Genomic DNA, 18,186 nt, shown 5'->3' on the forward strand with positions numbered 1-18,186 from the left:
ATGCCCAGTCGTTTAAAGATCTGTCTCGCCCTATGTTGCGTCAGCCTGTGCCTGACGACTCAGGTGCATGCCAGCTTCGTCACCGCGCAAGATTATGTGCTGCGCAGCCGCTCGGGCCACGAAGCGCCATCCGTGTCCCTTGAACCCGCGCAACGGCAATGGCTGGAGAGTCGCCGCGAACTGGTACTGGGCACTTCCGCGCCGGACTATCCGCCGTTCGACATGACCGCCAGCGGTCGTGATTACGAAGGTTTTACCGCCGACTACGCCGGTCTGCTCGAACAGGCTGTCGGGTTGCCAATCCGGGTCCAGCGCTTTGCCTCACGGGAAGCCGCCTTGCAGGCGTTGATTGCAGGTCAGGTCGACATGCTCGGTACGGCCAACGGTTTCGAGGCCAGTAACGCAAATATCCTGCTTTCAACGCCCTACGCCATCGATCAGCCGGTTCTGGTTACCCGCGAAGGCGAGACCCGCTCGCTGACTGAAGACCTGGCCGGTCTGCGGCTGAGCATGGTCTATCACTATCTGCCCCAGGATGAGGTCAAGGCGCAGTATCCCAAAGCCATCCTGACGTCCTATCCCTCCTATCAAAACGCAATCAACGCGGTGGCTTTCGATCAGGCTGACGTGTTTCTGGGTGACACCATTTCCACCCACTACATGATCAACAAGGGTTATCTGAACAACATTCGCATGGCCAATTTCGGCAAACAGGAAGCCCACGGTTTCAGCTTTGCCGTTCACGCCGACAACCCGCAACTGCTGGCGATCATCAACACCGTGCTGCAAGCCATACCGGCCAGCGAACGGGACAACATCGCCAAGCGCTGGAGCGCCGGCAGCGACATTCTGCTGACCGACCAGAAGCTGCAATTGACCCACCACGAAGAACAGTGGCTCAAACAGCACCCGGTGCTACGCGTCGTCGTCAACGAGGCGTTCGCGCCGCTGACATTCTTCGACAGCGACGGCAACCTGCGGGGCATCACTGCCGACCTGCTCGAACTGCTGCGCCTGCGTACCGGCCTGCGCTTCGAACTGGTCCGCAGCCGCAGTGACGGAGAAATGATCGAGCAGATCAATCAACATCGGGCGGATCTGATCGCCGCGTTGCTACCCAGCCCCCAACGGGAAAAGACCCTGCAATTCAGCCGTCCCTATCTGGAAAACTCCTTCGTCCTGCTGACGCGCAAATCCGCTGACAGCCCGACACATCCCACCCAGCTCAAGAACCGATACCTGGCGATTGCCCAAGGCAGTCCCATGGCTGATTACCTGCGCCGCGAATTCCCCAACATCCACCTGATCGAAACCTCCGACACTTTCGGTGCCGCAACCTTGCTTGCCGAAGGCAAGGCCGATGGCGCCGTCGCCTCGCTGGTGATTGCCAATTATCTGATTTCATCGCGGATCTTCGAACATCAGTTGCAGATCACCACCACCCTGGGCACACGTCAGGCGGCCTTCTCGCTGGCCAGCGCCCGTGACAATGCCGAACTGGGCTCGATCCTCGACAAGGCGCTGCTGAGCATCACACCGGAGGAACTGGGGGTCATCAACAGTCGCTGGCGCGGTTTCTCCAATGCGGCTCAAAGCAACTGGCATCACTACAAGCGCCTGTTTTACCAATTGATCGGCGCGGCCTGCCTGCTGCTATTGCTGTCGCTGTTGTGGAACGCCTACATGCGTCGCCAGATCAAGCAACGCCAGGCCGCCGAACGGGCACTCAACGATCAGTTCGAATTCATGCGTTCACTGGTCAATGGCACCCCTCACCCGATCTACGTGCGCGACCGCCAGGGTCTGCTGCAAAGCTGCAACGACAGCTACCTCGAAGCCTTCAACGCCAAACGCGAAGACGTGATCGGCAAAAGTGTCATGCAGGGCACCCTGAGCAACGCCTTCGAAGCCCAGGCCTACCAGGCGGATTACCAGCGGGTGGTGGCCGAAGGCACGCCTCTGCTGCTCGATCGACCGCTGCACATCGGTGGCCGGCGTTTGACGATCTACCACTGGATCCTGCCGTACCGCGACTCCAGTGGCGATGTGCAAGGGATCATCGGCGGCTGGATCGACATCAGTGAACGTCGCCAGTTGTTCGATGAACTGCGCCGGGCCAAGGAACAGGCGGACAACGCCAACCGCGCCAAAAGTACCTTTCTGGCCACCATGAGCCACGAAATCCGCACGCCGATGAATGCCATTATCGGCATGCTCGAACTGACGCTCAAACGCATGAATGATCAGGCTCCGGATCGCTCCTCCATTGAAACCGCCTACTGCTCGGCCAAGGATCTGCTGGGCCTGATCGGCGACATTCTCGATATCGCGCGGATCGAATCCGGGCACCTGAGCCTGAGCCCGGAACGGGTCAATCTGGTCGAAACAGTGGCGTCGGTGGTCAGGATCTTCGACGGCCTCGCCCGCCAGAAAAACCTCCTCCTGCCGCTGATCATCAATCCGCCCGGGCTGCAGGTCGACGTGGAACTGGATCCGTTGCGCTTCAAGCAGATCCTGTCGAACCTGATCAGCAATGCCATCAAATTCACTGAGTCCGGGCAGGTGCGGATCAATCTGGATGTGCTGCCCAACGGGCCGGGCCAATGCTCGCTCGTTCAGTTGACGATCCAGGACACCGGGGTCGGCATCAGCATCGAAGATCAACAACGCCTGTTCGAGCCGTTCGCCCAGACCGAGAGTGGCCGGCAGCAAGCTCGCAGCGGCGCAGGCCTGGGGCTGGTGATCTGTCGCAACCTGTGTGAAATGATGGGTGGGCAGCTGCAGTTGAGCAGCCAGCCGGGGATCGGCACCCAGGTCTGCCTGTCACTGCCGCTGCAAACGCTACCGTGCCAGGTGACCACGGCAAAAACCGAGCCTGTGCTGCAAACCTCTGCACCACTGAACATTCTGGTGGTCGACGATCATCCGGCCAATCGCCTGCTGATGTGCCAGCAACTGGAGTTCCTCGGGCACCGATTCACCCTCGCCGAAGAGGGTCGGAGTGGATTCGAGAAATGGCAGACCGGTGCATTCGACCTGGTTATCGCTGACTGCAACATGCCGTTGATGAACGGCTACGAACTGACCGAGGCGATCCGCCAGCAGGAACAACGCACTGGCCGCCCTCCGTGTACCGTGCTGGGTTTCACGGCCAACGCGCAGCCTGAAGAAGTACAGCGCTGCAAACAGGCCGGCATGAATGACTGCCTGTTCAAGCCGTTGAGCCTCAGCGCACTGAGCCACTGGATCAATGGTCTGCAGCCCGCGACGCTTGAACCGGCGTTCAATCTTGACGGGTTGAGTCAGTTGACTGGCGGCAACCCGCTGCAAGTCCGGCGTCTGCTCACGCAATTGCTCAAGAGCAGCCGTCTCGATCGCGAGGAATTATTAGCCCTGGCCCCCTGCAATGATCGTCAGGCAGTGGCGCTGGTCGCCCACAAGATCAAAGGCGCCGCCCGGATCGCCCAGGCCTCGCGTCTGATCGCCTGTTGCGATGCGCTGGAACAGGCCTGCATGCAGACAACGCCCGCACCGACCATCGTGCACTGCGTCGAGGCCACCGACGCAGCCATGCTCGAACTGGAGCAGGCGTTGCGGCAACAACTGGAACCGTTCGCAGAAAGCACAATGACCGAGCCTTAACTATGCTTGGACGCTGAGCAGTGTGTTTACTTCAATGGAGAGTCAGCAATGCCCAGCCCACTGCGCCCGGATCAACGCCGGTTCCCGTTGCACGTGCACATCAGCGTCATGTTCACCTTTCTGCTGTTGCTCACAGGCGTGGTGCTGGGGCTGTTCAATTATCGCCAGACCACCCGGATCATCCTGTCGAGCAGTGAAAACCTGTTCAATCGCATCGAACAGGATGTGCGCCTGGACCTGCATTCAACCTACGAACCGATCCGGCACCTGCTGAGCCTGCTGGCCGACAATCAGGCGGCCGAGACGCCGAACCTGCAACAGCGTCTGGCGCTGCTCAAGCCGTTCAGTCAGTCGCTCAAGGACAACACCGACCTCGCCTCGCTGTATCTGGGGTACGGCAACGGCGATTTCTTCATGGTCCGGCCCTTGCGCACCAGCGCGCTGAAAACCCTGCTCAAGGCACCACCAACAGCGGTCTATCAGGTCTGGAGCATCGAGCACGACGCCAGCGGCACCGTATTGTCGCAGTCACTGTTCTTCGACCAGACGCTGACGCCTGTCGGACGCGACACCAATCCCGACGACCGCTACGACCCGCGTACCCGCAACTGGTACAGCAACGCCCTGCAACAGGGCGATCAGATCACCACCGAACCCTATGTATTTTTCTCCACGCACAATGTGGGCACCACCCTGGCCCGACGCAGCAGCGCAACCAGTGTGATCGGTGCCGATCTGACTTTGGAGGCACTCTCGGCCACCTTGACCAAGCATGTGGTCACCCCCTCGACCGAAATCGTGTTGTTCGATGCCGATGGCAATGCCGTGGCCTATCCGGACAGCAGCCGACTGATCGTCGACGGCAGCAGCGCACGCCTGGCCAAAGCGGCCGACCTCAGTCCGAATCTGCACGCGTTGCTGTCCACCGCCCATCCGGGCAAACGGCTCGACGTCAATGGCCGCCACTGGATCGTCGCCCGCAGCACCCTGCAGGAAGGCGGGCCGAAAGGTTTGCAGATGGCCCTGCTGGTGCCCGAGGACGAACTGCTTGCCGATGCCTACCGCATGCGCTGGCAAGGCGCGCTGATCACCTTGGCGATCTTGCTGCTGTGCCTGCCGCTGGGCTGGCTGATCTCGCGGATTCTGGTCAAACCGTTGCACGCGCTGGTCAAGGAAGCCGACGCGATCCGCAGTTTCGATTTCAACTTTCCGGTCACCCGCCGCTCGCCGGTGCTGGAGGTTGACCAGTTGAGCCTGTCGATGGCGCGCATGAAGGACACGCTCGCCAGTTTCTTCCGCATCACCGACAGCCTCTGCGCCGAAACCCGCTTCGCCCCGCTGCTGCAAAGGGTGCTGTTCGAAACGGTGCAGATCGCCCAGGCGCAGGCGGGGTTGATCTATCTGCGCGAAAGCGATGGCAACCGGATGGAGCCTTACGGACTGGTCATTGATGGCGCCTCGCACGAGCCGGGCGAGTTCGCTGTGCTGGGCCGGGATCTCCTGGCCGATCAAGGGCCGGCGTGGTTCCAGCAACTGATCAACGCTGACAACGTGGTCAGCAGCCTTGGCTTCGAGCAGGCCGGGGACTTGCAGAAAGTCCTGTTGGCCATGCAGTCGCCGCGCATCCACCTGATCGGCATCCGCCTGCGTAATCGGCACAACGAAACCATCGGCCTGTTGCTTCTGCTGATCAACGACAGCGGCAGCGCTCAGGACCTGGAAAAACTGCGCCCGGACCGCATCGGCTTCCTGCAAGCCGTGTCTGGTGCGGCGGCGGTGAGTATCGAAAGTCAGCGCCTGCAAGCGAAGCAAAAACAGTTGCTCGATGCGTTCATCCAGTTACTGGCCGGCGCCATCGACGCCAAGAGCCCGTACACCGGTGGCCACTGCCAGCGCGTGCCGGAACTGACCCTGATGCTCGCGCAGGCCGCGGCCGCCAGCCAGGCGCCGGCGTTCCAGAGCTACCAACCGAGCGAAGACGAATGGGAAGCCCTGCACATTGCGGCCTGGCTGCACGATTGCGGCAAAGTCACGACGCCGGAGTATGTCGTCGACAAGGCGACCAAACTGGAAACCCTCAACGATCGCATCCACGAAATCCGCACCCGTTTCGAAGTGCTCAAGCGCGATGCCTGGATCAGTTACTGGCAGGCGATCGCACTGGGCGGCAACGCGGCGCAACTGAGCGAACTGCGTGACGCCACGCTGACGCAACTGGATGACGACTTTGCCTTCGTTGCCCGTTGCAATCTGGGCGGTGAGGCCATGGCGCCCGCCGATCTGCAACGTCTTGAACGCATTGCCGAGCGCCGCTGGATGCGCACCCTCGATGATCGCTTGGGGGTGTCATGGGAGGAAAACCGCCGCCAGGCGCAAACGCCGGCGGCGAATCTGCCAGTCAGCGAGCCACTGCTGGCGGACAAGCCCGAACATCTGATCGAACGCGCCGACAGCGAACTGATTCCGGAAGACAATCCGTGGGGGTTCAAACTGGATGTGCCGCGTTACAAATACAATCGCGGCGAACTGTACAACCTGAGCATTGCCCGGGGCACGCTGACCCGCGAAGAGCGCTACATCATCAATCACCACATGGTGCAGACGATCCTGATGCTCAGCCACCTGCCCTTCCCCGGGCACCTGGACAGCGTCGCGGAAATCGCCGGTGGGCATCACGAAAAGATGGACGGCAGCGGTTATCCCAAACGCCTGAAGCGCGAGGACATGAGCCTGCCGGCGAGGATGATGGCGATTGCCGATATTTTCGAGGCCCTGACAGCGGCCGATCGGCCGTACAAGAAGGCCAAATCCTTGAACGAGGCGCTGGGGATCATGGCCACCATGTCCCGCGAGGCGCACATCGACCCCGAGCTGTTTGCGCTGTTCATCAACGATGGGGTGTACATGCAGTACGCCGCACGGTTTCTCGATCCGCGCCAGATCGATGTGGTGGATCCGGCCAGCCTGCTGCGCAAGGCTGGCCTGAGTGCCTGATCAGCAGTCGGTCAGACGCAGGAAAATCGCCGCCAGTTGCTCGATTCCGGCCTGATCGGCGGTGCCGAAACGTGCAAGTTTCGGGCTGTCGAGATCAAGTACGCCGATCAGCCGACCGTCCTTGACCAGCGGCACTACCAGCTCGCTGTTGGAGGCGCTGTCGCAAGCGATATGACCGGGGAACGCATGCACGTCTTCAACGCGCTGGGTCTGCCGACTGGCCGCTGCCGCGCCACACACACCGCGACCGAACGGAATGCGCACACAGGCGATCTGCCCCTGAAACGGGCCAAGCACCAGTTCTTCGTTGCGATTGAGGTAGAAACCGGCCCAGTTCAAATCGTCGAGCTGGTTGAACAGGAACGCCGAAAACTGCGCGGCGTTGGCGATGAAATCGCGCTCGTCCGCCAGCAGCGATTCCAGTTGTGCGGCCAACATGCCATAGCCTTCGAGGCCCTGGCCGCTTTGTTGCAAATCAATCATGCCTTGTGCTCCAGCAATTTCAGTCCCACCCAGTAACGGGCGAATTGGTACGCGCAACGTCCGTTGCGATTGCCGCGCCCGGTTGCCCAGCGCACGGCGAGGATGTCGAGCTCTTCGTCGCGCTGCCAGCTCAAGCCGGCCTTGGCGGCCAACTGGCCGATCCAGTGCTCGACGACGTTGAGGAAGTGTTCCTGGGTAAACGGATAAAACGACAACCACAGGCCGAAACGGTCGGACAAGGCGATCTTGTCTTCCACCGCCTCACTCGGATGCAGCTCGCCGTCGACGCGTTTCCAGTTTTCGTTGTCGCTTTCCTTTTCCGGCACCAGATGGCGGCGGTTGGAAGTGGCGTACAGCAGAACGTTGTCCGGGGCCTGTTCGAGCGAGCCGTCGAGCACGCTTTTCAGCACGCGGTAATCGCCTTCGCCGGACTCGAACGACAGGTCATCGCAGAACAGCACGAAGCGTTGCGGCAGTTTGCCGATCTGCTCGACCACGCGCGGCAGGTCGGCCAGATGGTCGCGCTCGATTTCGATCAAACGCAGGCCGGCCTTGGCGTGTTCGGCCAGCAACGCGCGCACCAGCGACGATTTACCGGTGCCGCGCGAGCCCCAGAGCAGCGCATGGTTCGCCGGCATGCCGTCGAGAAACTGCTGAGTGTTGCGGCCCAGTTGTTCCAACTGACGATCAACACCGATCAGGTCGGACAGGCGCATGTCGAGGCTGACTTCCAGTGGCAGCAAATAGCCGCTGCGCCCGTCACGCTGCCAGCGCGCCGCCAGGCAGGTTTCCCAGTCGATCAGCGGACGCGGCGCCGGCAGCAAGGGTTCGATCCGCGCCAGAACCGACTCGGCGCGTTCAAGAAAAGCATTCAATCGGGAATCCACGTCTTCTCCTCGGGCACGTTCACAGTGATGATGTCGATCCAGCGACGACAGACAGATCTCAATCCCCGTTCAAGCCTTGTTACAAGGCGCTTCGGGAACCTCGGTATCCATACATGATCGACTATGCTTGAGCAGCGAAGGGAAACGGAAGTGGTTCAACACCCCATGGATATCAAATTCACCCACCGGCTGTCATACAAGCAAGCCAGATTCACGGTGCTGGTCGGGTTCGTTCTGGGCACGCTGCTCAGCCTGCTGCAAATCGGCATCGATTATGCCAGTGAAGACGCCTCCATCAACCGTGAAATCCTGTCTTTGCTGGAAATCAGCCACAATCCGGCGTCGCGAATCGCCTACAACATCGATGCGGAACTGGCGCAGGAACTGACCCTGGGCCTGTTGCGTTCGCCGGCGATCATCTCGGCGCAACTGACCGACAACAACGGCAACGTCCTGGCCAACGTCAAGCGCCCGGAGCTGCAAAGCGGTTACCGGGTGATCAGCGACTTTCTGTTCGGTGCCAAGCGCCAGTTCGAAGACCGCCTGTACCTCGACCACCTGCCCGAGGAATCATTGGGCACGCTGAGCCTGGAGGTCGATACCTACGCGTTCGGCAGCCGGTTTCTGCGCCGCGCCGAAGTCACCCTGCTCAACGGCTTTGCCCGCAGCCTGATTCTCACCGGGATCCTGTTGGCGCTGTTCTACGTGATGCTGACCAAGCCACTGGTGCGCCTGATCCGGGAACTCAGCGCGCGTGACGCACGCAGCGCAGAACCGACGACCCTGGAATGTCCGGCTGGCCACGCCAATGACGAGATCGGCGTACTGGTCAAAGTCGCCAACCAGCAGTTCGACAACATCGCCACGGAAATCCAGCAACGGCGCAACGCGGAAAACCGCCTCACCGATTACCTCGGGCAACTGGAGCACATCGTCTCGGCCCGCACCGCCGAGCTCAAGGCCATCAACACCCGGCTCAGCCAGTCCAACGAAGAACTGGAAGTCGCTCGCAGCACCGCACTGGACATGGCCGAAGCGCGCTCGGCATTCCTCGCCAACATGAGCCACGAGATCCGCACCCCGCTCAACGGCCTGCTGGGGATGATCGCCCTGTCCCTCGATGGGCCGCTGAATGCCGAGCAGCAACAGCAACTGTCGATTGCCCATGACTCGGGCAAGGTGCTGGTCGAGCTGCTTAACGATATTCTCGACCTGTCCAAGTTCGATGCGGGGCAACTGGAGCTCGAACACATCCCGTTCGACCTCGGCTCGCTGATCGAGGACACCGCCAACCTGCTGTCGCAGAACGCTGCGCCGAGCGTCGAGCTGACCTGCCTGATCGACCCGCACTTCCCCGCGCTGGTGCTGGGGGATCCGACCCGGGTACGGCAAATCGTCAGCAACCTGCTGTCCAATGCCCTGAAGTTCACCCGCTTCGGCCGGGTCGATGTGCGCCTGTCCGCCCACAAGGACGGGGTGCGCATCGAAGTCTGCGACACCGGCATTGGCATCGCTCAGGATGCCCAGGTGAAAATCTTCCAGCCGTTCACCCAGGCCGGTGCCGGCATCACCCGGCAGTACGGCGGCACCGGTCTCGGTCTGGCGTTGACCTACAACCTGTGCGAGGCCATGCAAGGCCGGCTGACCATCAGTTCCGAGGCCGGTTTCGGCAGTCAGTTCTGTGCCGACCTGCCACTGCCGTGTCACACCCGGGCGGTCATGCCGCCGCCACTGCACGGCAAGGTGCTGGCGATCACCGCGGCCAGCAGCGGCTTGGCAGAACTGCTCAAGACATTGTTGCCAGTGTGGGGCGTGAGCTATGAACAGCGCACCATGGATGACCCGTTGCTGGGCCTGTCACCCGATCTGCTGATCACCGATTGCCCGGAATGCCTGTTCAGTCTGCGCCCGACCATCAGCGCACCGATCCTCGTCGTAACCGCTTATGGCAGTTTCATGCCCGGCGAAGAAGCCGCCGCGCTGGCGCCATTGCAGCAACAAGCCCGACCGCTGGCACGCAACGCGCTGTACCAGATCCTGCGGCGCATTCTGCTGGCCGATGTCACCACGAGCAACGATGCGCGCCTCGAGAGCCAGCCGGTCCGGCGGCGCGGAAAGGTGCTGCTGGTGGAGGACAATCCGGTCAATCAACTGGTGGCCAAAGGCATGCTCGGCAAGCTCGGTTGCGACGTGGTGGTCGCTGCCCACGGTGCCGAGGCGCTGGATCAACTGGAGCACGATGAGTTCGATCTGGTGCTGATGGACTGCAACATGCCGGTGATGGACGGCTACGAAGCGAGCCGGCAGATCCGCCAGAGCGGGCGCTGGCCGCATTTGCCGATCGTCGCGCTGACCGCCAACGCCATGTCCGAGGAACGCGAGCGCTGCCGTGCGGCCGGCATGAGCGATTACCTGGCCAAGCCGTTCCGCCGCGAAGAGCTGGCGGCCCTGCTCGACCAGTGGATGCCGGCTACGTCAGCGCTTTGATCTGCCCCAGCAGATGATCGAGGCCATTGCGCAAATCGTTGAGCCGATCAAGATCCACCCCGCTGTCGCACAACAACCGGGCCTTGAGCGGCCCGACCTGCTCGCGCAGCGCTTGGCCTTGCGCGGTCAGGCTCAGATGCACTTCACGCTCGTCGCGCGCCGAACGCTGGCGCTGCACCCACTGCAATTGTTCAAGACGCTTGAGCAACGGCGTCAGGGTGCCGGAGTCCAGCGCCAGGCGCTCGCCCAACGCCTTGACCGTCGGTTGCTCCGGTGCACTGTCCTGCCACTCCCACAGCACCAGCATCGCCAGGTACTGCGGGTAGGTCAGGCCGAGTTGATCGAGCATCGGCTTGTAAGCGCGAATCACCGCCCGGGACGCGGCGTACAACTTGAAGCACAACTGACTGTCGAGCTTCAGCGAATCGTCGGGCAGGCTGTTCATTTGAGCAGGGCTTCGATCTCGCCGCTGATGTCCTGCGGCTTGGTGGTCGGGGCGAAACGCTTGACCAGTTGCCCATCCTTGCCGATCAGGAACTTGGTGAAGTTCCACTTGATGCCCTCGGAGCCGAGCAAACCCGGAGCGCGCTTTTTCAACTGCACGAACAGCGGATGCGCGTCAGAACCGTTGACGTCGATCTTCTTGAACAGCGGGAAGCTCACGCCGTAATTCAGCTCACAGAACTCGCTGATCGCCCCCTCGTTACCCGGCTCCTGCTTGCCGAACTGATTGCACGGGAATCCCAATACCACCAGGCCCTGATCCTTGTAGGTCTGCCACAGCTCTTCCAGGCCTTTGTATTGCGGGGTGAAGCCGCATTTGCTGGCGGTGTTGACCACCAACACCGCTTTGCCGGCAAAATCGGCCAGGGTCTTTTGCTCACCCTTGATGGTGGTGACAGGGATATTCAGCAGGTTGTCGCTCATGAGACGGCTCCACGGGTTATCGGGAAAGGCCAAACATAGCGAGCAATTAAATTGTGTGCAATTTAATTATCCGAAAGGCGACCCGCAGGTCGCCGGTCCGCTTACTCGCGCGGCTCGAGATTCAGGCACACCGAGTTGATGCAATAACGCAGGCCGGTCGGTGGCGGGCCATCGGGGAACACGTGACCCAGATGCGCGTCGCAGCGGGCGCATTTGACCTCGGTGCGGATCATGCCGTGGCTGGTATCGCGAATCTCGGTCATGGCGCTTTCGCCGATCGGCGCGTAAAAGCTTGGCCAGCCGCAGCCGGAATCGAATTTGGTCGTGGAGTCGAACAGCGGCTCATTGCAGCAGACGCAGTGATAGACACCGTCGGTTTTGGTGTCGTTGTATTTGCCGGAAAACGGCCGTTCGGTCGCACTGAGACGGCACACGTTGTACTGCTCGGGGTCGAGCATCGCCCGCCATTCTTCCAGGGTTTTTTCCAACTTTTCCATCATCACACCTCAGCGGCTGAAAAAGCCCGATCTGTACCTTTTCCACGGATCGGGTGGCACGTATGATTGCGCCTCGTCACACGCCAGTCTGGCAGCCAGACCGGGCGCATTCAAACGGATTCTCGGCGCCATGGCGCAAGACTCCGCCTGTGCGAAGACGCAGGAATCCCAGTACGGTTGGCCATCCGCCGTCTGGATCGTTCATTTTCGGGATCACATCGCCATGCAGTTCAGCAAATCGAACAAGCTCGCCAACGTCTGCTACGACATTCGCGGCCCGGTGCTCAAGCACGCCAAACGTCTGGAGGAGGAAGGCCAGCGCATCCTCAAGCTGAACATCGGCAACCCGGCGCCGTTTGGTTTCGAAGCGCCGGACGAAATTCTTCAGGATGTGATCCGCAACCTGCCGACCGCCCAAGGCTACAGCGACTCAAAAGGCCTGTTCAGCGCCCGTAAGGCGGTGATGCAGTACTACCAGCAAAAAAATGTCGAAGGCGTCGGCATCGAAGACATCTACTTGGGCAACGGCGTGTCCGAGCTGATCGTGATGTCGTTGCAGGCGCTGCTCAACAACGGTGATGAAGTCCTGGTGCCGGCCCCGGACTACCCGCTGTGGACCGCCGCCGTGAGCCTGGCCGGCGGTAACGCCGTGCACTACCTGTGCGACGAGGGTGCCGACTGGTTCCCTGATCTGGCCGACATCAAGGCCAAGATCACCCCGAACACCAAAGCCATGGTGATCATCAACCCGAACAACCCGACTGGCGCGGTGTATTCCAAGGAAGTGCTGCTGGGCATGCTGGAAATCGCCCGTGCGCACAATCTGGTGGTGTTCTCCGACGAAATTTACGACAAGATCCTTTACGACGACGCCGTGCACATCTGCACCGCTTCGCTGGCGCCGGACCTGCTGTGCCTGACCTTCAACGGTCTGTCGAAATCCTACCGCGTGGCGGGTTTCCGCTCCGGCTGGATCGCCATCTCCGGGCCGAAACACAATGCCCAGAGCTACATCGAAGGCATCGACATGCTGGCCAACATGCGCCTGTGTGCCAACGTCCCGAGTCAGCATGCGATCCAGACCGCCCTCGGCGGCTATCAGAGCATCAATGACCTGGTACTGCCGCAGGGCCGCCTGCTGGAGCAGCGCAACCGCACCTGGGAATTGCTCAACGACATTCCGGGCGTCAGCTGCGTCAAGCCGATGGGCGCGCTGTATGCGTTCCCGCGGATCGACCCGAAAGTCTGCCCGATCCACAACGACGAAAAATTCGTCCTCGACCTGCTGCTCTCCGAGAAGCTGCTGGTGGTGCAAGGCACGGCCTTCAACTGGCCGTGGCCGGATCACTTCCGCGTGGTAACCCTGCCCCGCGTCGACGATCTCGAGATGGCCATCGGCCGCATCGGCAACTTCCTCAAGTCCTACCGCCAGTAACCGGTCAACGGTGCGCAACGGCCCGAACGTTGCGCACTGTCTGATTCAGCAACACTTCTGCTCTCCCCGCCTCGCTGCGCCTTCTACACTTGCGATTCATAGGGCCCACCCGCCTCTGGCGCAGTGGCGGCGGGTAGCGGCTGGCTGTCATCCCTTTCGGTTTTGGCCGTGGGCAATGACCTGCCGACTCGGGAATCCGCTGTAGGACACAGTTTGAAATAGTCACTCGGTTGAATCACCCGGTGCCGCACCTTATATACCCCGCAGTACGCTACATCTTTAGCTTGAGGAGATTTCTACAACCATGATGCGCATCCTGCTGTTTTTGGCCACTAACCTGGCGGTCGTGCTGATAGCCAGCATCACCCTGAGCCTGTTCGGCTTCAACGGGTTCATGGCGGCCAACGGGGTTGATCTCAACCTCAGTCAGCTGCTGGTTTTCTGTGCGGTCTTTGGTTTCGCCGGTTCACTGTTCTCGCTGTTCATCTCCAAGTGGATGGCGAAGATGAGCACCAGCACCCAGATCATCAGCCAGCCACGTACCCGGCATGAGCAATGGCTGCTGCAAACCGTCGAGCAACTGTCCCGCGAAGCCGGGATCAAGATGCCCGAAGTCGGTATTTTCCCGGCCTACGAAGCAAACGCCTTCGCCACCGGCTGGAACAAGAACGACGCGCTGGTCGCGGTCAGTCAGGGCCTGCTCGAACGTTTTTCGCCAGATGAAGTGAAAGCCGTTCTGGCCCACGAAATCGGTCACGTGGCCAACGGTGACATGGTCACCCTGGCGCTGATCCAGGGCGTGGTGAACACCTTTGTGATGTTCTTCGCGCGGATCATCGGCAACTTCGTCGACAAGGTGATTTTCAAGAACGAAGAAGGCCAGGGTATCGCCTACTACGTGGCGACGATCTTCGCCGAGCTGGTTCTGGGCATTCTCGCCAGCGCCATCGTCATGTGGTTCTCGCGCAAACGCGAATTCCGTGCCGATGAAGCCGGCGCACGTCTGGCCGGTACCAATGCGATGATCGGTGCATTGCAACGCCTGCGCGCCGAACAGGGCCTGCCGGTGCACATGCCGGACACCCTGAACGCCTTCGGCATCAACGGCGGCATCAAACAGGGCTTTGCCCGCATGTTCATGAGCCACCCGCCGCTGGAAGAGCGTATCGACGCGCTGCGTCGTCGCGGTTGATCGGTTTGGCGCAGTAACGAAAAGGCCCGCAGCGATGCGGGCCTTTTTTTGTGCGCGGGATTATGGGTTGCCTGTTCTGGCCTCTTCGGGAGCAAGCCCCCTCCCACAGTGTTTTCTGGTGTATTCGAGATTGCTATAACACCGACGCTCCCTGTGGGAGCGGGCTTGCTCGCGAAGAGGCCGTTAATGCCAATACAAAACTATCGGCCAGAAACCCGATACACCCGCTCCTCCAACCGCGTTACCCCCGCCTGCAGGAACCTGACACTCTCCGCCAGCACATCCTGCTCCTCAAGCACCTGCACCTGCCAGACTTCGCCCAGCAAGCGCTGCACTTCATCATCGCTCACCGCAAACGGTGGCCCTGGCATCTGCGCTTGATCGTAATCCAGGGTGATCAACAACCCTTGCACACTTTGCGGCAGGATCTGCTGCAAATGCGCCGCATAGCGCTCACGCATCGGAGCCGGCAAGGCAATCAGCGCTGCCCGGTCGTACAACGCCGCGCAATCCGCTACATCGTCGGCTGTCAGCGCAAAGAAATCACCGCACCACAACTCGATGGAATCGGCGCGATAGACCTTGAACGGCCCCTTGGCACTGACCTGCGGCGTTATCTGATGCTCACTGAAAAAATCCTCGACGGCCTTCAGCGACAGCTCGACTCCGAGCACCTGATGCCCGCGCCCGGCCAGCCACAGCAGATCCAGGCTTTTCCCGCACAGCGGCACCAGCACCCGGGTCTGGGCCGGGATCGCCAGTTGCGCCCAGTGCCGCTGCAGATACGGGTTCACCTCAGGCAAATGAAAGCCGATCTGATTGGATTCCCACTTCTTGTGCCAAAACTCAGGCTGCATGCATCACCCCAAAAAATTCGATCAAAAGGCGTTAAAACTTATATTAGATTTAGATCAATGATCTGACTGAAGATGAGGCCATCTTACCGCTCAGGAACCTTTCCATGTTTCCCAGCCTGTTTATCTCCCACGGCTCACCGATGCTGGCCCTGGAACCCGGTGCCAGTGGCCCGGCGCTGGCGCGTCTGGCGGCCGAACTGCCGCGGCCTAAAGCCATCGTGATCGTCTCTGCCCACTGGGAAAGCCAGGAACTGCTGGTCAGCAGCAATCCTCGTCCGGAAACCTGGCATGACTTCGGCGGCTTCCCGCGTGCCCTTTTCGAAGTGCAGTACCCGGCACCGGGCGATCCGCAACTGGCAACCGAAGTGGCTGAATTGCTTGACGCCGCGCATCTGCCAGCACGCCTCGACCCGCAACGCCCGTTCGATCACGGCGTGTGGGTGCCGCTGTCGCTGATGTACCCGCAGGCGGATATTCCGGTGGTGCAGGTGTCGCTGCCGAGTCGCGGCGGCCCGGTGTTGCAAACCCGTGTCGGACAAGCGCTGGCGAGTCTGCGCGAGCAGGGCATTCTGCTGATCGGCTCCGGCAGCATCACCCACAACCTGCGCGAACTGGACTGGCACGCCGGCCCGGAAAGCGTCGAGCCGTGGGCACGGGACTTCCGTGACTGGATGATCGACAAGCTGGCGGCCGACGACGAGGCGGCACTGCATGATTATCGTCAGCAGGCGCCCAATGCGGTGCGCAGCCATCCGAGTGATGAGCATTTGCTGCCGCTGTATTTTGCCCGTGGTGCGGGAGGTGAGTTCCGCGTAGCGCATAAAGGCTTCACGATGGGTGCACTGGGTATGGATATCTATCGCTTCGGCTGACGTCATCGCTGGCAAGCCAGCTCCCACAGGGTTGTGGAGCGAGGCAAAAAGCAGGCAAAAAAAATCCCCGAACCAGTCGGGGATTTTTCATGTTCGATCAATCAGCCCGAGAGCGGATCAATCTTCGCGGTAGCGACGCAGTTTCAGCTGCTTGCCAGCGACGCGAGTGTCCTTCAGCTTGGTCAGGAGTTTGTCCAGACCATCTTCCGGCAGCTCGACGAGGCTGAAGCTGTCACGCACCTGGATGCGACCGATCGCTTCGCGGGCCAGACCACCTTCGTTGAGGATGGCGCCCAGCAGGTTCTTGGCGGCGATACCGTCACGCGCACCCAGCGCGGTACGGCAACGGGCACGACCTTCGCCCAGAGGCATTGGCGCGCGACGCTCGCGGTCACCACGCTCAGGACGATCACCGGAACGCTCAGGACGGTCGCCACGCGGTGCGTTGTTCGGCACCAGTGGACGTTCCTTCTCGATCGCGGCCAGGTTCAGCGCTTGACCGTTGGTCGCCTTGCGCAGCAGAGCTGCAGCCAGGGCACGCGGGGTGCAACCGATGTCAGCGGTCAGGCGATCCAGCAGTTCGCCGTGAGTCGACTCGGCATCAGCGACCAGCGGCGACAGGCTGTTGGTCAGTTTCTTGATGCGTGCATCGAGAACAGCCTGAGCGTCCGGCAGGCGAACTTCGGCAACCTTCTGACCGGTGACACGCTCGATCACTTGCAGCATGCGGCGCTCACGTGGAGTCACCAGCAGCAGTGCGCGACCTTCGCGACCGGCACGGCCGGTACGGCCGATACGGTGCACGTAGGATTCCGGGTCGTACGGCATGTCCACGTTGAACACGTGGGTGATGCGCGGAACGTCCAGACCACGGGCAGCCACGTCGGTCGCGACAACGATGTCCAGACGGCCATCTTTCAGCGAGTCGATGACGCGTTCACGCTGGTTCTGGGCGATGTCACCGTTCAGCGCAGCGGCCTTGTAGCCTTTGGCGTCGAGGGCACTGGCCAGATCCAGGGTCGCTTGCTTGGTGCGCACGAACATGATCAGCGCGTCGAAGTCTTCCACTTCCAGCAAGCTGAGAACGGCGGAGGTCTTCTGGTCAGCGTGAACCAACAGGTGAGCCTGTTCGATCGCGGTAACGGTCTGGGTCTTGCTCTGGATCTTCACGTGCTTCGGATCGCGCAGGTGGCGCTCGGCGATGGCACGGATCGACTGCGGCAGGGTTGCCGAGAACAATACGGTCTGACGGGTTTCCGGCATGGCCTTGAAGATCACTTCCAGGTCGTCCATGAAACCGAGTTTGAGCATTTCGTCTGCTTCGTCCAGAACCAGGTGGTTCACGGTAGCGAGGACTTTTTCGTCGCGACGCAGGTGGTCGCACAGACGGCCCGGAGTGGCGACAACGATCTGTGCGCCATTACGGATTGCTTTCAATTGTGGGCCCATCGGCGCGCCGCCGTAGACAGCCACAACAGTTACGCCCGGCATTTGCTTGGCGTAAGTTTCGAAAGCGGTTGCAACTTGTAGCGCCAACTCACGAGTTGGGGCCAGGATCAGAGCTTGCGGCTCGCGCTTGGACGGATCAATGCGGTGCAGGATAGGCAGGGCAAAGGCAGCGGTTTTACCGGTACCGGTTTGCGCCTGACCAATCATATCGTGACCGGCGAGGATGATCGGGATCGACTGCTGCTGAATGGCCGAAGGCTCTTCATAGCCGGTAGCGACTACTGCAGCGACAATATTGGGATGAAGTTCAAGAGCGGCGAAGCCGCCGATTTCCTGGGTCATGGGTCTGCCTCTAAGTGCATCCGCAAAGACCCATGCTCCAAAGCTGCACATGCCGTGTTGAGACTCAAGAGTCGCCCTGGCAGCTTTGTCGGCGGGGATTTGCGAAAACGTATGAATGAAAA

General features: G+C 61.0%; 13 protein-coding genes. 6 read left to right on the forward strand and 7 right to left on the reverse strand.

The features are described 5' to 3' along the window. Positions 1–3,642, forward strand: a complete 3,642-nt coding sequence (locus tag J1G18_RS11490) for a transporter substrate-binding domain-containing protein (RefSeq protein ID WP_223007687.1) — start codon at positions 1–3, stop codon at positions 3,640–3,642. Positions 3,643–3,690: 48 nt separating this feature from the next. After that, the gene (locus J1G18_RS11495; RefSeq protein WP_223007689.1) at positions 3,691–6,636 is read left to right on the forward strand and encodes an HD domain-containing phosphohydrolase; all 2,946 of its coding nucleotides are present in this window, start codon (positions 3,691–3,693) and stop codon (positions 6,634–6,636) included. Here J1G18_RS11495 and J1G18_RS11500 read toward each other — a convergent pair whose 3' ends face one another. Both J1G18_RS11500 and J1G18_RS11505 read right to left on the reverse strand, forming a co-directional pair. After that, positions 6,637–7,119 carry a GAF domain-containing protein gene (locus J1G18_RS11500; protein ID WP_123587425.1) on the reverse strand — a complete coding sequence of 161 codons (483 nt, stop codon included), beginning with the start codon at positions 7,117–7,119 and terminating at the stop codon, positions 6,637–6,639. Further along, a complete protein-coding gene (locus tag J1G18_RS11505; RefSeq protein WP_027613432.1) occupies positions 7,116–8,006 on the reverse strand; it encodes an ATP-binding protein in 891 nt (296 codons plus the stop codon). Before J1G18_RS11505 ends, J1G18_RS11500 begins: the two co-directional genes overlap by 4 nt. 165 nt (positions 8,007–8,171) lie before the next feature. Between J1G18_RS11505 and J1G18_RS11510 the strand changes: the two genes are divergently transcribed. Continuing rightward, positions 8,172–10,493, forward strand: coding sequence for a response regulator (locus J1G18_RS11510; RefSeq protein ID WP_135296285.1), 2,322 nt, complete (start codon positions 8,172–8,174; stop codon positions 10,491–10,493). Here the strand turns inward: J1G18_RS11510 and J1G18_RS11515 are convergent. The 3 genes from J1G18_RS11515 to msrB form a co-directional block, all read right to left on the reverse strand. After that, on the reverse strand, positions 10,477–10,938 hold the full coding sequence (locus J1G18_RS11515; RefSeq protein WP_027613434.1) for a MarR family winged helix-turn-helix transcriptional regulator: 462 nt from the start codon (positions 10,936–10,938) through the stop codon (positions 10,477–10,479). The genes J1G18_RS11510 and J1G18_RS11515 overlap by 17 nt on opposite strands. Then, positions 10,935–11,420 (reverse strand): glutathione peroxidase, encoded by a 486-nt coding sequence (locus J1G18_RS11520; RefSeq protein ID WP_027613435.1) that lies wholly within the window; start codon positions 11,418–11,420, stop codon positions 10,935–10,937. The genes J1G18_RS11515 and J1G18_RS11520 overlap by 4 nt, the downstream gene beginning before the upstream one ends. Before the next feature lie 101 nt (positions 11,421–11,521). Continuing rightward, positions 11,522–11,917, reverse strand: a complete 396-nt coding sequence (gene msrB / locus J1G18_RS11525) for a peptide-methionine (R)-S-oxide reductase MsrB (RefSeq protein ID WP_027613436.1) — start codon at positions 11,915–11,917, stop codon at positions 11,522–11,524. A 223-nt stretch (positions 11,918–12,140) separates the two neighbouring features. Here msrB and J1G18_RS11530 point away from each other — a divergent pair, with 223 nt between their 5' ends. After that, complete coding sequence (locus tag J1G18_RS11530; RefSeq protein ID WP_003226761.1) at positions 12,141–13,352, forward strand: pyridoxal phosphate-dependent aminotransferase; 1,212 nt, start codon at positions 12,141–12,143, stop codon at positions 13,350–13,352. A 304-nt stretch (positions 13,353–13,656) separates the two neighbouring features. Beyond that, on the forward strand, positions 13,657–14,544 hold the full coding sequence (gene htpX / locus J1G18_RS11535) for a protease HtpX (protein ID WP_007964827.1): 888 nt from the start codon (positions 13,657–13,659) through the stop codon (positions 14,542–14,544). Positions 14,545–14,744: 200 nt separating this feature from the next. On the opposite strand, the gene J1G18_RS11540 is transcribed toward htpX, so the two are convergent. Next, on the reverse strand, positions 14,745–15,401 hold the full coding sequence (locus J1G18_RS11540) for a thiopurine S-methyltransferase (RefSeq protein ID WP_223007691.1): 657 nt from the start codon (positions 15,399–15,401) through the stop codon (positions 14,745–14,747). A gap of 104 nt (positions 15,402–15,505) precedes the next feature. Here J1G18_RS11540 and J1G18_RS11545 point away from each other — a divergent pair, with 104 nt between their 5' ends. Further along, positions 15,506–16,273, forward strand: coding sequence for a DODA-type extradiol aromatic ring-opening family dioxygenase (locus J1G18_RS11545; protein WP_223007694.1), 768 nt, complete (start codon positions 15,506–15,508; stop codon positions 16,271–16,273). Between the two features lie 117 nt (positions 16,274–16,390). Here the strand turns inward: J1G18_RS11545 and J1G18_RS11550 are convergent, their stop codons facing one another. Continuing rightward, on the reverse strand, positions 16,391–18,064 hold the full coding sequence (locus J1G18_RS11550; protein WP_027613439.1) for a DEAD/DEAH box helicase: 1,674 nt from the start codon (positions 18,062–18,064) through the stop codon (positions 16,391–16,393). Positions 18,065–18,186 lie beyond the last annotated feature (122 nt).

The organism is Pseudomonas sp. MIS38 (assembly GCF_019891575.1).
GTDB classification, from domain to species: domain Bacteria; phylum Pseudomonadota; class Gammaproteobacteria; order Pseudomonadales; family Pseudomonadaceae; genus Aquipseudomonas; species Aquipseudomonas putida_A.

Bases quoted from the DNA above. Each gene is read 5' to 3' on its own strand.
- J1G18_RS11490 (WP_223007687.1), top strand. From the start codon at position 1: ATGCCCAGTCGTTTAAAGATCTGTCTCGCCCTATGTTGCGTCAGCCTG.
- J1G18_RS11495 (WP_223007689.1), top strand. From the start codon at position 3,691: ATGCCCAGCCCACTGCGCCCGGATCAACGCCGGTTCCCGTTGCACGTG.
- J1G18_RS11500 (WP_123587425.1), bottom strand. From the start codon at position 7,119: ATGATTGATTTGCAACAAAGCGGCCAGGGCCTCGAAGGCTATGGCATG.
- J1G18_RS11510 (WP_135296285.1), top strand. From the start codon at position 8,172: ATGGATATCAAATTCACCCACCGGCTGTCATACAAGCAAGCCAGATTC.
- J1G18_RS11515 (WP_027613434.1), bottom strand. From the start codon at position 10,938: ATGAACAGCCTGCCCGACGATTCGCTGAAGCTCGACAGTCAGTTGTGC.
- J1G18_RS11520 (WP_027613435.1), bottom strand. From the start codon at position 11,420: ATGAGCGACAACCTGCTGAATATCCCTGTCACCACCATCAAGGGTGAG.
- msrB (WP_027613436.1), bottom strand. From the start codon at position 11,917: ATGGAAAAGTTGGAAAAAACCCTGGAAGAATGGCGGGCGATGCTCGAC.
- J1G18_RS11530 (WP_003226761.1), top strand. From the start codon at position 12,141: ATGCAGTTCAGCAAATCGAACAAGCTCGCCAACGTCTGCTACGACATT.
- htpX (WP_007964827.1), top strand. From the start codon at position 13,657: ATGATGCGCATCCTGCTGTTTTTGGCCACTAACCTGGCGGTCGTGCTG.
- J1G18_RS11540 (WP_223007691.1), bottom strand. From the start codon at position 15,401: ATGCAGCCTGAGTTTTGGCACAAGAAGTGGGAATCCAATCAGATCGGC.
- J1G18_RS11545 (WP_223007694.1), top strand. From the start codon at position 15,506: ATGTTTCCCAGCCTGTTTATCTCCCACGGCTCACCGATGCTGGCCCTG.
- J1G18_RS11550 (WP_027613439.1), bottom strand. From the start codon at position 18,064: ATGACCCAGGAAATCGGCGGCTTCGCCGCTCTTGAACTTCATCCCAAT.